The 17,335-nt window shown below is 46.4% G+C and carries 16 protein-coding genes; 1 reads left to right on the top strand and 15 read right to left on the bottom strand.

The window, feature by feature from the left end:
- The 3 genes from WC496_07985 to WC496_07975 all read right to left on the bottom strand — a co-directional run bounded on the left by WC496_07985 (position 1) and on the right by WC496_07975 (position 3,494).
- On the bottom strand, positions 1-930 hold the full coding sequence (locus WC496_07985; protein ID MFA5292956.1) for an ABC transporter ATP-binding protein: 930 nt from the start codon (positions 928-930) through the stop codon (positions 1-3).
- Between the two features lie 126 nt (positions 931-1,056).
- Positions 1,057-2,352: a hypothetical protein gene (locus WC496_07980; protein MFA5292955.1), complete on the bottom strand. Its 1,296-nt coding sequence runs from the start codon at positions 2,350-2,352 to the stop codon at positions 1,057-1,059.
- A gap of 116 nt (positions 2,353-2,468) precedes the next feature.
- Entirely contained in the window at positions 2,469-3,494 is a 1,026-nt protein-coding gene (locus tag WC496_07975; GenBank protein ID MFA5292954.1) for a LacI family DNA-binding transcriptional regulator, read from the bottom strand.
- A 249-nt stretch (positions 3,495-3,743) separates the two neighbouring features.
- Between WC496_07975 and efp the strand changes: the two genes are divergently transcribed.
- Positions 3,744-4,301, top strand: coding sequence for an elongation factor P (gene efp, locus WC496_07970; GenBank protein ID MFA5292953.1), 558 nt, complete (start codon positions 3,744-3,746; stop codon positions 4,299-4,301).
- Between the two features lie 8 nt (positions 4,302-4,309).
- Here efp and recO read toward each other — a convergent pair whose 3' ends face one another.
- The 12 genes from recO to dgt form a co-directional block, all read right to left on the bottom strand.
- Positions 4,310-5,053, bottom strand: coding sequence for a DNA repair protein RecO (recO, locus tag WC496_07965; GenBank protein ID MFA5292952.1), 744 nt, complete (start codon positions 5,051-5,053; stop codon positions 4,310-4,312).
- Positions 5,034-5,516, bottom strand: a complete 483-nt coding sequence (gene ybeY / locus WC496_07960) for an rRNA maturation RNase YbeY (protein MFA5292951.1) — start codon at positions 5,514-5,516, stop codon at positions 5,034-5,036. Before ybeY ends, recO begins: the two co-directional genes overlap by 20 nt.
- Entirely contained in the window at positions 5,509-7,029 is a 1,521-nt protein-coding gene (locus WC496_07955; protein ID MFA5292950.1) for an HDIG domain-containing metalloprotein, read from the bottom strand. Before WC496_07955 ends, ybeY begins: the two co-directional genes overlap by 8 nt.
- A gap of 3 nt (positions 7,030-7,032) precedes the next feature.
- Entirely contained in the window at positions 7,033-7,971 is a 939-nt protein-coding gene (locus WC496_07950; GenBank protein ID MFA5292949.1) for a PhoH family protein, read from the bottom strand.
- Between the two features lie 109 nt (positions 7,972-8,080).
- Positions 8,081-8,944, bottom strand: a complete 864-nt coding sequence (locus WC496_07945; GenBank protein ID MFA5292948.1) for a phosphatidate cytidylyltransferase — start codon at positions 8,942-8,944, stop codon at positions 8,081-8,083.
- A gap of 197 nt (positions 8,945-9,141) precedes the next feature.
- Complete coding sequence (locus WC496_07940; GenBank protein MFA5292947.1) at positions 9,142-9,924, bottom strand: isoprenyl transferase; 783 nt, start codon at positions 9,922-9,924, stop codon at positions 9,142-9,144.
- Between the two features lie 160 nt (positions 9,925-10,084).
- Positions 10,085-11,362, bottom strand: coding sequence for an adenylosuccinate synthase (locus WC496_07935; GenBank protein ID MFA5292946.1), 1,278 nt, complete (start codon positions 11,360-11,362; stop codon positions 10,085-10,087).
- Positions 11,363-11,451: 89 nt separating this feature from the next.
- The gene (locus tag WC496_07930) at positions 11,452-11,913 is read right to left on the bottom strand and encodes a hypothetical protein (protein ID MFA5292945.1); all 462 of its coding nucleotides are present in this window, start codon (positions 11,911-11,913) and stop codon (positions 11,452-11,454) included.
- 38 nt (positions 11,914-11,951) lie between these two features.
- Positions 11,952-12,701, bottom strand: a complete 750-nt coding sequence (locus tag WC496_07925; GenBank protein MFA5292944.1) for a hypothetical protein — start codon at positions 12,699-12,701, stop codon at positions 11,952-11,954.
- Between the two features lie 168 nt (positions 12,702-12,869).
- A complete protein-coding gene (locus WC496_07920; protein MFA5292943.1) occupies positions 12,870-15,335 on the bottom strand; it encodes a hypothetical protein in 2,466 nt (821 codons plus the stop codon).
- Between the two features lie 66 nt (positions 15,336-15,401).
- Positions 15,402-15,887 (bottom strand): phosphatidylglycerophosphatase A, encoded by a 486-nt coding sequence (locus tag WC496_07915; GenBank protein ID MFA5292942.1) that lies wholly within the window; start codon positions 15,885-15,887, stop codon positions 15,402-15,404.
- Positions 15,888-16,246: 359 nt separating this feature from the next.
- Positions 16,247-17,335, bottom strand: a complete 1,089-nt coding sequence (gene dgt / locus WC496_07910) for a dNTP triphosphohydrolase (GenBank protein MFA5292941.1) — start codon at positions 17,333-17,335, stop codon at positions 16,247-16,249.

Genomic DNA, 17,335 nt, shown 5'->3' with positions numbered 1-17,335 from the left:
TTATTTAGAAGCGGAAATTTTCATATACAAATCTTCCAGTCCTACTTTTTGCTCGGCGAATTCGACAACTTTCACCCCTGCCTTTACAAGCAGAGAATTCAACTGGGCCATATCTTCGGATGTGCCTGTCAAATTGACGACTATGTTTTTATTTTCAGCTTTTTCTATCACGGCCTTATTGAAGCCTGAGATGACAGTTCTGGCTTTTTCCAAATCGTCTAAAAGTGTAATGCGGATTTTTTTAGATGTGTAAATCCGATTGTGAATTTCATCGACACTGCCGTAGGTTACGAGTTTGCCGTTGTTCATAATCGCTATGTGGGTGCAAAAGCCTGAAAGTTCGGTTAAAATATGAGAAGAAATTACAATGGTCTTGCCCATCGAGCTTAATCTCTTCAGAATTTCTCTCAACTGGATTCTCGACTGAGGGTCAAGACCTGACGCCGGTTCGTCGAGGAGGCAAACATCCGGGTCCCTGACCAGCAGCGACGCGACGCCCATTCTCTGCACCATTCCGCGCGAAAGGTGCCTGATAAATTCGTTGCGTTTATCCAAAAGAGCGACGAACTCGAGCGACTCTTCGACTTTTTGCGGGATAAGGCTTTTTTCGACGCCATAGGATTCGGCAAAAAATTCGAGACATTCCCTTAGAGTCAAATCGGAATAAAGATTGAAAAAATCAGGCATATAGCCGATATGTTTTCTTGCCTTGAGATAATCCTCTTTGATATCATAGCCTGCGACTTTGACCTCGCCGCTGGTCGGCGGCAGAAGCGTGCAAAGCATCCTGATGAGGGTTGTTTTGCCGGCGCCGTTCGGGCCGATAAGGCCTAAAACCTGACCTTCCTGAAGTTCAAATGTGATATCATTTACAGCGACAAGAGTACCAAATTCTTTTCTAAGCTTAACGGTTTCAATTTTCGACACCATACGTTCCTCATATTTAATAATGGCATTATATAGCATAAAATGTAGAAATTATTTGTCAACTATATATAAAATTCGATTTTCAAAAAAAATGGGAATTTACGGCTCGATTCCGGGGATGAAACAACGTTAATAAACAGTTTCATCGGCGATTTTTTTGCGGTGTTTTTCGAATGTTTCCTTGTCTGCGAAAATCACTTCGTTAAGCGTCATAGCATAAGCGCCGGGCGGCAGGACCTTGTGGTCGGCTGTGTAGTTATTCGAATAGCATAACCACGCGGTTCGGCCGTCACGCTGAATAAACTTCGACGGGAAATTGACGAAATAAGCCTGCTGGCCGAATTTAGGCATATACGTCGCCAGCTTCCACGGGCCTGTAATATCGGCGGATTCGGCAATCCAGGTGTTCATCTCCGGAAATGCATCCAGGACTTTAGGGTAGCCTTCCGTAACGCACATCCAGTATCTTTTCAGGACAGGATTGTATGTCATAGTAACGCAGCCGCAATTATTATTCCATTCGACGAGTGGTTTAATATCTGAAAAATTTCTGTTCCATAGTGGTTTGTCATTTTTATCGCGGCCTGCAAAAAATTCGTACTGATTCGGGTCGTTGATGGTTTCAAGGCCGGGCGTTACGCGAATCAAATAAATCTGGTCGCCATTAATCCAGCTCACATCGGCCGGACGAACGTTCGGCTCTGCGACTCCGCCGCCGTGCGCAACGAGATATGCTTTGCCGTCCGGAGAATGCTCCATATTCCTGCCGAAGTCAACGAAATGAGGCTCGCCGATTTTAACCCTTGCGCCGTTTTTGCCTGTTTCGCCGAAAATCGGCCTTTCAGGAGTCCATTCGGTTTCAGTCCATGTTTTGCCGTAGTCTTTTGAGGTTCTGAAACCCACAAACGGACCAAGCGTTCCCCAATGGTAGCCTTTGGGAGTCCAGTCGAGGCAGTATGTGCCGTAATACCAGATGCCGTTATAGATAAGCGAAGCGGAGGGATATCTGCCGCCATAAGGTTCCGCGGGGCCGGGACATCTGCCGAGATTTTCTATCGTCAGATTCATCGGGTCATTACCGATAATTTTCGCCTGGCCGGTGTGAGCCTTGTATCCTTTTGCATTGAGGAACGATGCGCATCTGAAACGCCAGATATAGCCGTCGGTCCACGGCGAATATAGATTGCCGTTCGATGCCCACGTGGGATACCATGTATCGGCGGCAGTGTATGTCGCGCATCTGCCGGTAAAGATAAGGCCTTCGAAATCTTTCGACCGCTCGAAAGGACAGTCATTCGGAGCATTAGAAACAATGCCAATGCTCGGGAAAGTATGAATACTTTTTTGAATTTTATTCTTGTCGGCTTTGCCGAAGCAGCTTGCGACAATCAAAACGCTTAGAACGACGGAAATCCATTTTGCCATAATACCTCCCAAAGAAAAGACTGTTCATATATTCATACAAAAATTATATCGAACTATCAAGAATTATCTTTACCAGCGAACATACAGATTCGGGAGATGAGAAGATAACCCGCAGTTTATTCGGCCAGGAGCGGAGCGGTGGAAGCGCGTCTTACCAATTCCTGCGACAGTTTTATGCACTGGGGCGAATAATCCTGCGGCGACTGGAGATGTTTTAGCAGTTCCTGAGCCGCTATTCGGCCCATCTGCCGCAGCGGCACGCCGATGGTGGTAAGCGAAGGCGTAACGACGTTGCACAAATATTCGTCATTGAAACAAATCAGGCTGACCTGCTTGGGAATCTGGATATCGAGCGTATGGGCGCCATGGAGAATCTTCAGCGCTTCTACGTGGTCATAAGCAAGAATTGCAGTAGCTTTATTGCTCAAAACCGCAGAGGCCAGAAAAGCAGTCGGCGACTGGAAAACAGTGTCATGGCCGGGAATCAGTTCAAGGCCATGAGCCGATAATTCAGAAACATACGTATCGTGCCGGTCATTAATACTTCTATGCGCCTTGTGTCCAATCGTCGGACCTGCATAAGCTATGCGGCGATGGCCAAGGTCCATCAGGTGGCTTATCGCCCGGCGGGCGCCTTCGATATCGTCAGGAATAACAGAAGCACCGCTCGGGCCGCTGACGCCGTTAATAACTACATAAGCCAGCCCGCTTTTCTCCATAACTTCTATGGTTCGCGGGGAACATTCCTGCATTACAATCGCTCCGTCAACTCTCCATGACGGCAATTCGGTATCGCTTTTCTCCGGGTTCGGCACAGTGATACAAACATCATAACCGCGAATATGAAGGGCACGAACGGAAGCATTAATGATTGTCTGGTAGATGTTGCCGGGCCAGCCTAAAACTATATCGGAACCGAGAATCGCCACCATTTGAGTCTGGCGCTGGACAAGGTTCTTGGCGGCAAGATTGGGTCGATAGCCCAAGGTCTCAGCCGTATCAAGAATTCGCTTACGAACCTCTTCCCTGACGGAAAAACCGTGTTTGTAATTATCATTCAATACACGGCTGACCGTAGCCTCGCTGACCCCGCACTGAGCAGCAATTTCCCTGACTGTTGGTATTAGATGAGCTTCGGCCATTTTTGTTTCCGTATTATTGTCATAGAAATATATTATACCTCTTATATACGCATAAAAACAAGCAAAAACTCATCCGTTTCGGTGGCAGACACGATAGCGGCAAGTGGAATAATTTTCAATAACCTCAAAACCGCAATTTTAACCACAGCAGGGCAATATTCTGCTTGACCGCAGGGCAAAATAAAAGTATATTTTGACCCTAATCGTTTTAAAAAACAGGACTTACAAGGTTTTATTTAAGGGATAACTGTGAAGGCAAGTGAGTTAAGGCCCGGCATGGGCGTAATAATGGACGGTAAACTATGTATCTGTGCTCAATCTGTACATGTTACGCCGGGAAACCTTCGGGCGTTTGTGCAGGCAAAGCTTCGCGGTGTAAAAGACGGCGTTATGTTCGAAAAAAGACTCCGCTCGACTGAAGATATCGAACAGGCCTTCCTCGACAGACGCCAAATGCAATATCTCTACTCGGATGCAATCGGACTGGTACTGATGGATAACGAAACTTACGACCAGACTACCATACCGAAAGAAATGGTCGCCGAACAGGTCGGATACCTCAAGCCCGATACAAATATCACAGTTCTCGTACACGATGGAAATGTAGTGTCCATCGAATTGCCGAACGTCGTCGAACTGGCCATTACCGAAACTACACCTCAGCCGAAAGGCGCGACAGCGACTAACCAGATGAAAGACGCCACACTCGAAACGGGCCTGCATACGCGCGTTCCGCCATTCATCGAGGTCGGCGAAGTCGTGAGAATAAGCACAGAAGATGGTTCATACCTGAGCAAGGCAAAATAGCCGATTACTTATTTCATAAGTTTTAAAATCATATCGGCGGTTCTCGGCGGTCTTTCGAGAACGCCTGTAATATACTCAATCAGAATCTTTTCAACGCCGGCAAGCACTGAAGCCTGACTGTTCAGGATTTTTGTCGGCTGACTCAAACAGCTTGCACATTCGAAACTTATTACCTTTTTATCGACAAAGGCGGATTCACAATCCCTGCATACAAGGCCGCTGGCCGATGCGCTGAAATAAAATTGTTTCCATGCGGGGTCAAATTTTCTTTTGCAGTTGGCGCAACTGTCGCAAACAGGCTGTGAGCCTGTTTGAGAAAGCAGGGAAAGCTGGAAATGTATCAGAAATGCCAGTGCCTTGTCGTCCGGATTTTCGCAGAGCCTGTGTAAAAACAATACCGCCTCGTCAAAAAGTTCCGGATGACCGTCGTGCTCTTTCGTAAATAAATTCAAAAGCTCGGCGGCGAAAAACGCACAGTTAAGGGCGAAAAGTTTTTTGCGAATCTCATGGCCGAAGAAAGTCGGATTAAACTCCGTCAGCGTTCCAAGTTTTTCGTTGTCTCTGAGCGAAAAAACCATATCCCCGATAACGCAAACTTCAATGGTACCGGAAAAAGACGATTTTGGCCGTCTCGAACCTTTTGCGATTACGCCTATCTTGCCGCTGTCCCTCGTAAAAAAAGTCAGTATCTGCGAGCTTTCGGAATAATCCGTTGTACGGATGCAAATGCCTTTATCTTTTTTCAGCGTCATATACGGCACCGAAACCAAATTTTTTCAGAATATCATCTTCCGTCCTGTGCATTTTAGCGGCCTGTCGGACTGTTATATCGTCAAATCCGAGATGGTGCAGCAGGCCGTGCAGAACATAAAGAGCAAGCTCGGCCTGGCCGTCATGGCCGCGAGTTTTGGCCTGTCTGGCGGCCATCTGAGCATTTACGGCGATATCGAAAAATTTTTCTTTGTCCGTCTCGTCCGAAACATCGAAGCTGATAACATCGGTAGTGCTGCTCTTATCGAGAAATCGGCGGTTTATATTTATAATCCGCTCGTCGTCAACAATCGCGATATTTATTTGAGCCTTTTTCAGATTGAAATGTTCCGCTGCCTGCCGGATAAGATTAATAATGCGCCGCTTGTCAAAATCGACAGCTTCGCAGTTTGTGCAGATATTTATCTTAATACCTGATAAGGAGGTGATGTTCTTCTTAGGCATTTTCATTTCCGTTTTCGGCGGCCAGATGCTGAAGTTTATCAGTAGACGGATAGGCCACTCTGCCGTGATAATGCCCCGCAAGGCTTTTCGAAATCGCTTCTTCTATCCTGCTTAGTTCCTTCAGTGTAAGTTCGCACTGGTCGAATTGGCCGTCCTGAAGCCGTTTCATCGCCATATTGTGCACCACTGTTTCAATCTTCGTAGGCGTAACTTCCGCAAGAGACCTTACCGCACCTTCAACCGCGTCGGCAAGCATAACTATCGCGGCCTCTTTGGTCTGAGGACGCGGGCCCGGATACCTGAACTCCGACTCCTGAGGCAGATTGCCGTTTTCAGCCTTTTTCCTGGCTTCTTCGTAAAAATACTCAATCAGCGTAGTGCCGTGATGAGTTTCGATAAATTGTCTTATCACCGCAGGTAAACCGTATTCTTCGGCCATCTCCAGACCATCCCTGACGTGGCCGACAATTATTAACTGACTCATAATGGGAGAAAGCACATCGTGCCGGCTTGCCGTACCCATCTGGTTTTCAATAAAATAGCGAGGCTTGCCGATTTTACCGATATCGTGATAATAAGCGCCGACTCTGCACAAAAGACCGTTTGCGCCAATCGATTCGGCGGCCGCCTCGGAAATAGAACCTATCAGCAGACTATGGCTGTAAGTGCCGGGCGCTTCCATCGCGAGTTTCTTGAGCAGAGGCTGGTTGGCATCGCTGTAATCCAGCAGCGTCATACTCGTGGCGATACGAAATACTTTTTCAATTATAGGCAAAAGTGCCTGAATGACTACACCGACGCATATTACCGCAGTCGCGGTCCAGCCTGCATCGGCGAAAATACGCCCGGTAAAACCGCTTTCAAAAAGGTCTGTCGAAAAACTTAGGACAAAAACGGCAGCGGCGGTAAAAACGCCTACTTCGAGAATCTTAATGCGAGTCCTGATTTCCCGCAACAGGAAACAACTTGTGATTACCCCGGCAGCCATGGTAAGAAAAATTCCGAAATCCGTCTCGAAGCCGGCGGCTATGCAGGCAAGCATCGCGTAAAAAATCCCCATAGCCATGGCGAATCTCTGTTCGTAAACAATCGTAAGAATTATCGAACATGTTATTGCGGCAGCAACCGTCATATAATCGCTGCCGGGGAAAAAAGTACTGAATTTTGTAAGTGCAAGCATGATTAAAAACAAACATGCCATCGCTACGGCGCGAAGAGGAGTTTTGATAAGTCTGTAATTATAACGATGAATATACACGGCGGAAGCTAAAGACAAGGACGCAACAAAAATAATAACCGAAATTATCTGATGCGCAGGCCTGTAGGCAATAATATCCCTGCCTGTTTTAAGACTCAACAGCAGCGAGCACGCTGCGGCGAAAACCAGAAGTATCGATACCGCTGTCAGCATACCGCTGTTGACAAACTCGGTGAGCCTGGCAAACCTCTCGGCGGCCATCGTCTCCCTGAGCTGCTTGCGCCTCGGATTCATATTTCTTTTAAATATAGACATATATTAACGCTTCTTCTTTTTCGCTTCGTAAGCCTGAACGATATTCTGAACAAGATTGTGCCGTACAATGTCCGTATCGTCAAGACCTATTAAAGATATGCCCTCTGTGCCGGCAAGAGTCTCCATCGCATCGAGCATCCCGCTTTTAACGCCCTTGTCCAGGTCAATCTGGGTAATATCGCCGGTTATAATCATCTTCGAGCCCCTGCCCATTCGGGTAAGAAACATCAGCATCTGCGTCGAAGAAGTATTCTGAGCCTCGTCGCAGATAATCGCCGCGTCATTGAGAGTCCTGCCCCGCATAAACGCCAGCGGAATAACCTCTATAATATCCATCTCCATCAGCTTCCGCATTTGAGAAAATTCCATCATATCCTCAAGGCTGTCGAAAAGCGGCCGCAGATACGGATTGACTTTTGCCTGCATATCGCCCGGCAGAAAACCGAGCTTTTCGCCAGCCTCAACTGCGGGACGAGCAAGAACTATTTTTCTTATCTGCTTTTTCTTGAGCATCGAAACCGCCGCCGCTACCGCAAGATAAGTTTTGCCCGTGCCGGCAGGCCCCGTACAGAAAGTCAAATCGAAATTCAGCATCGCTTCGATATAACGTCTTTGGCCGCGGGTAAACGGCTTTATAAATCTCTTCGGCGAATATACCGAGATGCCAAAACCTTCGTCCGGCTCAACCGTAAGTTCGACTTTGCTCATCAGGCCGATTACGTCATTGGCGTTGAGCCTGCCGAATCGTGCCAAATGCTTCTGCATCAGCTCGACAACCTGCGAAGCTTTTTCAACGGCTTCGTCCGGACCGGATATGATAACCGAATCTTCCCTTGCGGCTATATGCACTCCGCAGCGTGCGCGAACCATCCGCAGATGCTCATCGGCAGGGCCGAATAATTCGAGCCTTTTTTTTGAATGCAGTTGAATAGTAGTTTCCAATTGCCACCTTAACTTTTTGTCATTTCGACCGGAATCCCGATGCAATCGGGATGAAGCGGAGAAATCCGTGAATCCTTCGATTTCGCTCAAAATGACAATATAGAAATTATTAAATCACAAACAGAAAAAACAAATAAGCTAAAACCGCGGTGCCCAGCGGCGAATCAATTATATCGAGAACCCCGCCAAAACCGGGGACCGTACCGGCAGAATCCTTCTGCTCGGCCGCACGTTTGAGCATCGATTCTGCCAAATCGCCAAGCTGGCCGAGAAAAGCGAAACAGACTCCGAAAATCACCGCCTGCCAGAGCGGCATTATATCAAAAACTTTTGCAATTATCGAGGCCGCAACTGCAGAAAAAAGCGATCCTCCCGCCATACCCTCCCAGGTCTTTTTCGGGCTTATGACAGGCGAAAATTTGTGCTTTCCGAAAAGCCTGCCTGCCGTATAAGCCCCTATGTCGGCAAATTTTACAACAAAAATAAACATCAAAAATATAATGGGGCCAAAATCAATTCTTATCTTAATAAAGAAACCTGCCAATGCTCCCAGATATGCTATCGAAAGCAGATTTGCCCCGCAGTTTGCAAAGGCCCCGACAGAGGCGTATTTCAATCCCTGCCATAAAAAAATCGCCAGGGTGCTCAACGCGAAAACCGAAATAAAGAAAACGGCCGCGAACTGATTTTTGTCCGCGAAGAATTGTGAAATGTACCATCCAGTTGAAAGCAAAACGCTCGAAGTAATCGTAACAGGCAGAAAAATTTTCGCCCCGCCTGCGCTTATGAGTTTGGCCAGTTCGATGTTCGCCGGAATCGCTACGAGAATTAACATAATCACAAGAAGTGTCGCCTGCACGGCCGCATCGGGTTTTTGAGAACTTAAACTGCCGTCTAAAAAACCATCGAAAAGCACAAGACCGATAAAACAAATCGTCATTAGTGTTCCGAATATCAATCTATATTTAAGCATAGTTTATTCCCGGTCATAGTTATTAGAAGTAAGGATGTAAAGAAACAAAGAAGTAAGGAAAAAATATTAATAGAAATGCAAATTCCTTACTTCCTTAAATCTTTATTTCCTTACTTCTTTTTCAACCAGCATCGCAATTTTAATCCTGTAAGGACCGCAACCGTCTAACGCAACCTCATAAATTGTTCGGTAAAAATTTATACTAAAGACGGCTTGATATCGCCCATACGTCTTGCACGTTTTGAAAATTCCATTATCGCCTTGTCAACATCGGCAGGAGTGAAATCGGGCCAGAGAGTATCAGTAATATAAAACTCGGCATACGAAAGCTGCCACAAAAGAAAATTGCTGATTCTCTTTTCATCTGAGGTTCTTATCAGCAAATCCGGGTCCGGCAAACCGGCCGTATAAAGACTATTAGTTACAACCTGTTCGTCAATCTGTTCAGGTTTTAATTTGCCATTGACACAATCGAGTGAAATTTTCTTCGCCGCGTCGATAATCTCCTCTCTGCTGCCGTAATTGAGGGCTATCCCGAGAGTCATCCCGGTATATTCCGAGGAAATTTCAATCGTTTTATGCATTTCCCTGACAAGTTTGGGAGGCAGTTTTTCGGTCCTGCCAAGGTGTATCAACTTTACATTGTGCTCTTTGAGAGTTTTTCTTATCCCGATAAAATAACGGGTATAAAGCTGCATCAGGAAAGCAATTTCCAATTTAGGCCGTTTCCAGTTCTGCATACTGAACGAATAAAGCGTCAGACAATCCAGCCCCACATCGACGCAGTAATCGACAATTTTCTCCACCGTTCTTGCGCCCTGCCGATGACCCTGGAAACGAGGCAGGTGCCGATTAGTCGCCCATCTGCCGTTGCCGTCCATTATAATCGCGACGTGACGCGGAATCTTTTCAGGCTCGATACCGAGTCGTTTGGCTGTCGCGATACGATTTGCCTTTAAATCCGGTATTTCCTTCGACACTATTTACCTCTAACAAAATTAAGGTTTGCCACAGAGGAAATATTATTTTTAGCCACAGAGAACACAGAGATATTTTTTTTATAAACAGTGTTAATCCGTGTTCCGCCGCTGCGGAATCCGTGTCTAAAAATATCCGTGTAAATCCGTGTCTTTAACATTGTTACTTCCTGAAAATTGTCTGTTTTCTTGACGGGCCGACGCCGATGATTGTAACAGGAAGACCGACGGCGTCCTCGACCGCTTTGACGTATTGTTTCGCCTCGGCAGGAAGTTTTTCGAAGCTGTCGACCTCGGTTAAATCCTGGCCAAAGCCTTTCAGGGTTTTATAAACGCATTTAACTTTCGCGAGCCTGTCGATATTCGACGGGAACATTTTCACTTCTTTGCCATCGATGGTATAACCTGTGCATATTTTAACTTCGTCAAGACCGGCGAGCGTATCGAGATGCATCATAGCGATTTCATTTATGCCGCCGATTTTCGCGGCGTATTTGACAACCATAGCGTCGAACCAGCCGCAGCGCCGCGGTCTGCCAGTCGTCGTACCGTATTCGTGACCCTTGTCGCGAATGTATTGGCCGATTTCGTTATCAAGCTCCGAAGGGAAAGGCCCTGCTCCCACACGGGTAGTATATGCCTTGACTACGCCTATAAAATCATTAATCATCTGAACAGGCACACCGCAGCCGGGCCCTACGCCGAGCGAACTGGCGTTGGAACTTGTAACGAACGGAAACGTGCCGTGGTCAAGGTCGAGCAATGCGCCCTGAGCGCCTTCGAAAAGAATATTTCTGCCCGATTCAATCTGTTCGTGCAGATACGCTGTGGTATCGCAGACAAATTTCGACAATTTCTGTGAATATATTTTGCATTTTTCATAAATCTCTGCCGCATTCATCGGAGGAGCGTTGTAAAGCGCAGCGAAAATCTTATTTTTGTAATTAACTATATTTTCAAGTTTGCCCTTTAACGTTTCGATATTGAGTAAATCCGCCATCCTGACGGCGTAACTTCTGCCGACCTTGTCTGAATAGCACGGCCCGATGCCGCGGACAGTAGTTCCGATTTTATTTTTACCAAGCGACTCTTCTCTGTATCTGTCTTCGGCCTTATGATAATCGAGAACGACGTGGGCGTTTTCACTGATAAGCAGTCTTCCGTCGAGAGTTATGCCTCTTTCCGAAAGCGAATCGATTTCCCCGAGCAAAACTTCCGGGTCGACGACAACGCCGTTTGCGATGACGCATGCGGTATTGGGTCTGATAGCGCCGCTGGGCAGAAGATGCAGGGCAAATTTCTTGTCGCCGATAACGACCGTATGGCCGGCGTTTGCACCGCCGCCGTAGCGGACGACAATATCGTTCTTCTCGGCAAGGATATCGACAACCTTGCCCTTACCCTCATCGCCCCACTGCAGACCAACAACGCAGATATTCATAAATTTGCCTCACAAAATACAGGCCGAACAGAGTCACAAAACCACCATTACGGCATAAAAAATTGTTAAAAAACGACAATGACGGCTTTTCAGCCGGTGATTTTAGATACAAGCAGTTCGAGAACTGCGTCAAGATTATCAAAATCCCGGTTATCTATCTTCTTTTGCAGAGTTTTGCCCGCATCGTCCTTATAGGCAATGACAAAATAACCTTTTGAATCATAATTTGTTTTGTTAATGCTCTCAATGGAACTATACGGTATTTTTTCCTTTTCACTGAGGATAAGCTGCTGTTCATCGGCAATAATTTTTTTACCGTTTATCATAAAAGCATAAATTGCCACTGCCGCCGCGGCCGCCAGAAGATAAGGCGGAGACTTCCTGTGAAAAACAAGCGTCGAGTCGCGTTTCCCGTTGGTGGTATGTTTCTTTATAAATTTCTCGTTGCGGAAACCATCATAGGCAAACCACACACCCGCTACAGCCAGAATAAGAATCCAGATTTTATAATTTGTTTTTTTATACTTACTCAATGTGGCAACAACAGCCATTTTTAACCTCCGGAAAATCCCTTAAAATTATAATCCTTTTATCTCCTGTGCGCTATCGCATTGGTAAGCGGCATAACAATATTCGGCACAACCTTTTCGTCCATAAACTCAACCGCCAGTCCGCAGAGCCTGTTAAAAACAGGAATCATTTCAAAATCCTTTCCGGATTGCGGATACTGCCTGACGGTCAAATAAAAACTTATTGGCTTGTCGGCGTCGAATTTTCCGCTTCGTATCTCGCTCTCTTCGGTTCTGGCTTCGATGGCAAGCCTTGCCCTGGTCGAACAATCATTATCAAGAGCAAGTATGACCGAAGGCGAAAGGTTCAGCGGACCTGCGCCGGGGACATCGAAAATCCGTGAAAAAGCCGAGCCTCCGAAAAGCGCCTCGGCAATTATATCATTGTGATTGCCCGCATAATCGAAATCCATTCCGAAAGTCAAATCCAGCGACTCGATATCAAGGCTGCGAATCCCAAGCATATAAGGAACAAGCTCAAGTACAAATTTCGGCAGTTCGAATGCCTGCTGGAAAGATGCCGGATTGACACAGCCTGCGCCGAGACGGTCGACATCGACGCTGGCCCAGCGGTTCTGACCCGAACCTGGGTCCTCATCGAGACAAAATTCGGTCCCGTCCCTGCCGAGAGTCGTCATCGTGGGAAATTGTTTTTTGATTCTCTCGAAGAATGCAAGAAGGATATCCCTGTCCGAAGGCAGGTCGAACCTTGTATTTATATACATATCAACGTAAAAATCGTCACAAAACGAATTGTAACTAATCGACATAAAGCCTCGTCCTGTTAGAAAAAAAGCAATTATCAGCAAATCCTGTTAGAAAAAAATGCGATTTACTATCAGCCGGCAATTTTCTAACGGGACTCGCTCCATTAATCATTAAGGCCCTATTTTCTCATAAAATAATATCAAAAACAAGAAATAAAATCCGCAAAGCCGTTAATCAATATTGCGTTTTTCGACGTCAGGCAGGGATATTTCAGTTAAAATCGCTCCAATTACCGCCGTTAGTGTAAAACCAAAGCAATGCCACAGTGCCGGAATTATGATATGAGACGCGGAACCGGCACTTGTTTTTTTAAAGAAGACGTTGAAAATCGTATAAAAAACCGCCGCCAAAAAGCCGGTTCCGGCCGAGGCCAGGAATCTTTTCAAAAGCGTCGCCCTGCCGCAGAAAATCGTCGTAAGAGAGCCGCTAATAAGGAAAATCAAAATGACAGCCGTGGTAAAATGCCACTTTACAAAAAATTTCAATATTATCGAAGCCGCCGCCGCTATCGGCATAATATGCAGATATTGCAGGCTTAATTTTTCCCGCATCGCCGCCCTGGCCCGCATCCGCCTGCGAATCGTCAGAGGCCAGTTATAAAAAATGCAGAATATCGAATGTTCCAGCAGTGCGCCTCTTTCTCCGAAAACCGGAACAATATGCACCGCATCGGTCGCCCAGTGAGCCGCCATAAATCTCGCCAGTGCCGGATAACGGTAAGTCATCTGTATCGGAAAGGCAAGATACCCGACATATTTCATAAAGCCCAAAAAGACCGCGATATTGTAGTCCCTGAAACTCTTGTCTTTTATAACCATATAAACTACATACGAACCGCGTGCAATGGAGCCGGGCGAAATCGGTATCACCTGAAAGAACGCGATTATTCCCAAACCATACGCCCATGCGTTCGGGTCGGCCCGATGCGTCAGCCAGTAAATAATCGCAATCGTAACCGAGACAATCTGCGTTACAGGCAGCGTACAAACGTGAACGGCAAGACTCTTTAAATATTTGTCTATGAAAGGTTCGTCAACCTGCGACAGAATCGTTTTTGCATCCTCATCGGTAAGAATATGTTTTTTCTGACCCTGCTCGACCATATCGCAAAGCCACTGTTTCCGAAGCTCTGCATTAAAATACAGCCTGACAGGTCGTATCGTGAAATAATAAATTTTTTCCCTGGCGAACTGCCAATCGGTCAAAAGCCTGTGCAGAGACGGAAATACCAAAAGCAGAAACGGCAGATGATACAAAATCCGCCACCGCTGCCGTAAACGCAGTTCTGTTTTTTCCTGAGAAATCCTGCCCGCCCTGTGCCAGGACGCGAGCAATTCAATAACTTTGCCGTTTAAGGCTTTATTGAAATATCCGAAACTTGTCAAAACGCCGATATAATGTTTTCGCCACTTTTCGTGGCACCAGAATTTCCGCAATACCCTGCCAAGAATCGGTATCAATCCTATAAGGAAGAAAATAAAAGTTTTGAATTTGCTTTGCCGCAATTTCTCAAAACCTTTTTCGTCGATAATATTTCTTACCTTCCAGCCGAGGGCCGCACTGTCGAAAATAGTTGACCATAATTTGCCGCTGTACAACAATCGAAAACGATTATGCGTTATATCCGGAATTGAATTTCGATAAATATCCTCAGCTCTGACAAGCCCGTCATAAAGACCCGCCATATCGCTGAAATTTTCTTTATGACTGTCGATGAAACTTGCAAGTTTATTCAAATCGCCCCTGTCGAACTGGACGAGCGAGCCTCGCTTAATACCCTGGCAGATTAATTTAAAATCGCCTGGACTCATCGGCAGAAACGGCAGCAAAGCCAGACCCGCCCGAAAATCGACAGCGACAAGCCCTTTATCCGGCTCGTTGCCGGTATCAAGACGCTTGAGGCAATTCGGCTGGCTCTTCAGTGTTGTCCATTCGTATTGCCGGGCGAATTCGTGTGCGCCGACTTCGTGCAGCAGTTTTACGAATTCATGCATAAAAATATATTTTGCGCGGTATTCAGGCGACCCAGCCTTATTAGCGTCGATGCTGCCTTTGCGCCATTTTTTCAGCAAATCGATATGGTCGTCCACTTCCAGCCGCCATGTGCGCCCGTCAATCCATTCGCTCAGTTCGCCGCAGCTTCCCATCTGACTATCGACAAATGTTCCGAAGATATCGACAATGCTTTTTTCGTCATCGAATCTTATTTTCGCCGCCCTGCGGATAAATTTCTGCCATAACGCCCCGGATTTAGCCGCGGCGGGATTGACCTGAAGCTGAAACGGGCCGCCGAAACCGACCCAGTATAGAAAATTACGGAACAGCCTGCTAAGGCCGGAAGGAGGAATAAGAATTTTCATCGCGCAGATTTTGCCGATTGATAAATCAGGGCAAAGCTGCGGCTGAGAGATTTCAACAATCCTCACCTTGTAAACCTGTCCCGCGAACCCGCCGCCGACAAAATGCTCGACAGCCAGTTTTATTCCGACCTTTTCGCCGGAACCTATCGGCTCGAAATCATAAACAAGCTCCGTTTGCGGTTCGTAACGGCCGGCCTGGGCCGGACGCGACAGACCCAATTGCTTAAAACGAAGCTCTAAGCTTTTGCATAAATCTGCGGAATATTCAATTGCCATGGATTCTCTTAACGATTATTAAAATTTTATGAAATGATACTCTACTAAAGATGATTTTACAATCCGTTATTGGATAAATGTAAAAAGGAACGAAAGTATACACAATATCGTCCCTGCCATGACACCGGCAACCAAATCGTCGATAAGCACGCCTAATCCGCCGTCAAGCTGCTGAATTTCGCGTATTGGCGGCGGTTTGAGAATATCGAAAATCCGGAAAAGCACAAAAGCGGCGATAGCAACCGTTAAAACTCTCCTGTTCGTTACGGCCGCCGTTAACAAAGCTACGGACTGGCCGGCGACTTCATCTATTACAATCCAGCCGGGGTCTTTTTTATCCTCCAGTTTCTCCGCCTGACCTGCAAACAGAAGGCAAAGAACGCTCGATGCTATTATTACGACAAAAAGAAAAATAATAGAAACAATATCTATCGGAAGAAAATAATGAACAACCAGAAAAACCGCCAAAGTCAGTAAGCTGGCCATTGTACCCGGAGCGAAAGGTATAAATCCGACTCCGAAACAGGATAGAATAAGTTTTTTCACGCTCATAAAACTATTATAGCCTCAGAGAAATAATAAAGATATATTTTTTTAGCCACAGTACGGTACAACATAATGAGAAAGACACAGGTTTATACATTGATTTCGTATTCCCTATATTTAGGTTGCGATGCTCGTTTAGTCTATAGTATTTCAGTTGTGTTTTGTTAGCTGGGTCGGCTTCAGACGCCTTACGATTGACACAGCCGATACCAGCCTCGTTTTAATCCCGTAGGGGCAACCACAACCGATTGACGTAACCTTTTATTTAAATTTTCTCTGTGACCTCTGCCTGCCTTGCCGTAGCTTTTAACGAAGACAGGTGTTTCTCTGTGGCTAAAAACGTAAATCTTAATAAAACTCTGTGGCTATTTAATAATCTCAAGACAGTACCAGTCTGTCATACCGGCCACATAATCGCAGATTGCCCTTTCGAGGCCGAACTCGCCTGCGAGATTCTGGTAGAACCTCGGCAATTGCCTCGGGTCGTTTTTGAATTTGTTAAATATCTTCGCCAGCCAGCCCGCCGCCTGACCGGAAACGGATTTTACGGCAGGGTTTTCATACATATTACTATGCAGAAATTTTTCCAATTCGACAAGTCCCTTTTCCGCATCGCCGCTTAACGTTATAAAATTCTCGCCCCTGTCCAGTACCTGCTGCAGATTTTCCAGATGAACGGACATTATCGCGCCTCGGCTCGTTTCGATACAATCGCCGACAAGCATATCTATGATTGTCTTGGCGATTCGCGTGTTCCTGATAACCGTTTCGCTGATTTTCTCGGCCTCGCACCTCTCGGCAGCCTGTGCGCAGAGATTAATATCCATAATCATTTTATAGTTCAGCAGGTTTGAACGCAGGCCGTCTTCGAGGTCATGGCAGTTATAGGCGATTCTGTCGGATAAATCCGCGATTTGACCTTCGAGCGAACAGTTCTTTTCCGTAAAACCGTTTCCCTGCGGTTTATCATAAAAAGTTCTGTGTTTTGCAAGGCCCAGTCTCGTCTCGTACATCAGATTCAGCCCGACAAAATCAGGATAGGGCCTTTCGAGCACATCGACAATCCGCAGTGTCTGGGCGTTGTGTTCGAACCCCCCGAAGTCTTTCATAATCTCGTTAAGCGCCGCTTCGCCGCTGTGGCCGAACGGACTGTGTCCCAAATCGTGGGCAAGACATATCGCTTCGGTAAGAGCTTCGTTCAGGCCGAGCGATTTTGCTATTGTCCTGCCTATCTGCGAAACTTCGATACTATGCGTAAGACGTGTACGGTACTGGTCGTTTGTCTGCGGCATAAATACCTGTGTTTTGCCTTCCAGCCGTCGAAACGCAGATGTGTGAATTATTCTGTCCCTGTCGCGTTCGAAAGGCATTCGGTAGGCGTGAGCAGGCTCTTTAAATCTTCTGCCCTTGCTGTTTGTTTCGGTTACGGCGTATAATTGAATAAACTCAGACAT

This window comes from Phycisphaerae bacterium (assembly GCA_041652575.1).
GTDB lineage: Bacteria > Planctomycetota > Phycisphaerae > Sedimentisphaerales > UBA12454 > UBA12454.
Note: the sequence above shows the minus strand (reverse complement) of the source record. Positions and strands in the feature narration are given on the sequence as shown.

What these genes read in the sequence shown, in the direction of transcription:
- WC496_07975 (MFA5292954.1), bottom strand. Translation starts at nt 3,494, where the DNA reads ATGGCCGAAGCTCATCTAATACCAACAGTCAGGGAAATTGCTGCTCAG.
- WC496_07945 (MFA5292948.1), bottom strand. Translation starts at nt 8,944, where the DNA reads ATGCTTAAATATAGATTGATATTCGGAACACTAATGACGATTTGTTTT.
- WC496_07920 (MFA5292943.1), bottom strand. Translation starts at nt 15,335, where the DNA reads ATGGCAATTGAATATTCCGCAGATTTATGCAAAAGCTTAGAGCTTCGT.
- ybeY (MFA5292951.1), bottom strand. Translation starts at nt 5,516, where the DNA reads ATGCCTAAGAAGAACATCACCTCCTTATCAGGTATTAAGATAAATATC.
- WC496_07955 (MFA5292950.1), bottom strand. Translation starts at nt 7,029, where the DNA reads ATGTCTATATTTAAAAGAAATATGAATCCGAGGCGCAAGCAGCTCAGG.
- WC496_07930 (MFA5292945.1), bottom strand. Translation starts at nt 11,913, where the DNA reads ATGGCTGTTGTTGCCACATTGAGTAAGTATAAAAAAACAAATTATAAA.
- WC496_07915 (MFA5292942.1), bottom strand. Translation starts at nt 15,887, where the DNA reads ATGAGCGTGAAAAAACTTATTCTATCCTGTTTCGGAGTCGGATTTATA.
- WC496_07935 (MFA5292946.1), bottom strand. Translation starts at nt 11,362, where the DNA reads ATGAATATCTGCGTTGTTGGTCTGCAGTGGGGCGATGAGGGTAAGGGC.
- recO (MFA5292952.1), bottom strand. Translation starts at nt 5,053, where the DNA reads ATGACGCTGAAAAAAGATAAAGGCATTTGCATCCGTACAACGGATTAT.
- WC496_07980 (MFA5292955.1), bottom strand. Translation starts at nt 2,352, where the DNA reads ATGGCAAAATGGATTTCCGTCGTTCTAAGCGTTTTGATTGTCGCAAGC.
- WC496_07985 (MFA5292956.1), bottom strand. Translation starts at nt 930, where the DNA reads ATGGTGTCGAAAATTGAAACCGTTAAGCTTAGAAAAGAATTTGGTACT.
- dgt (MFA5292941.1), bottom strand. Translation starts at nt 17,335, where the DNA reads ATGTCTGAGTTTATTCAATTATACGCCGTAACCGAAACAAACAGCAAG.
- WC496_07925 (MFA5292944.1), bottom strand. Translation starts at nt 12,701, where the DNA reads ATGTCGATTAGTTACAATTCGTTTTGTGACGATTTTTACGTTGATATG.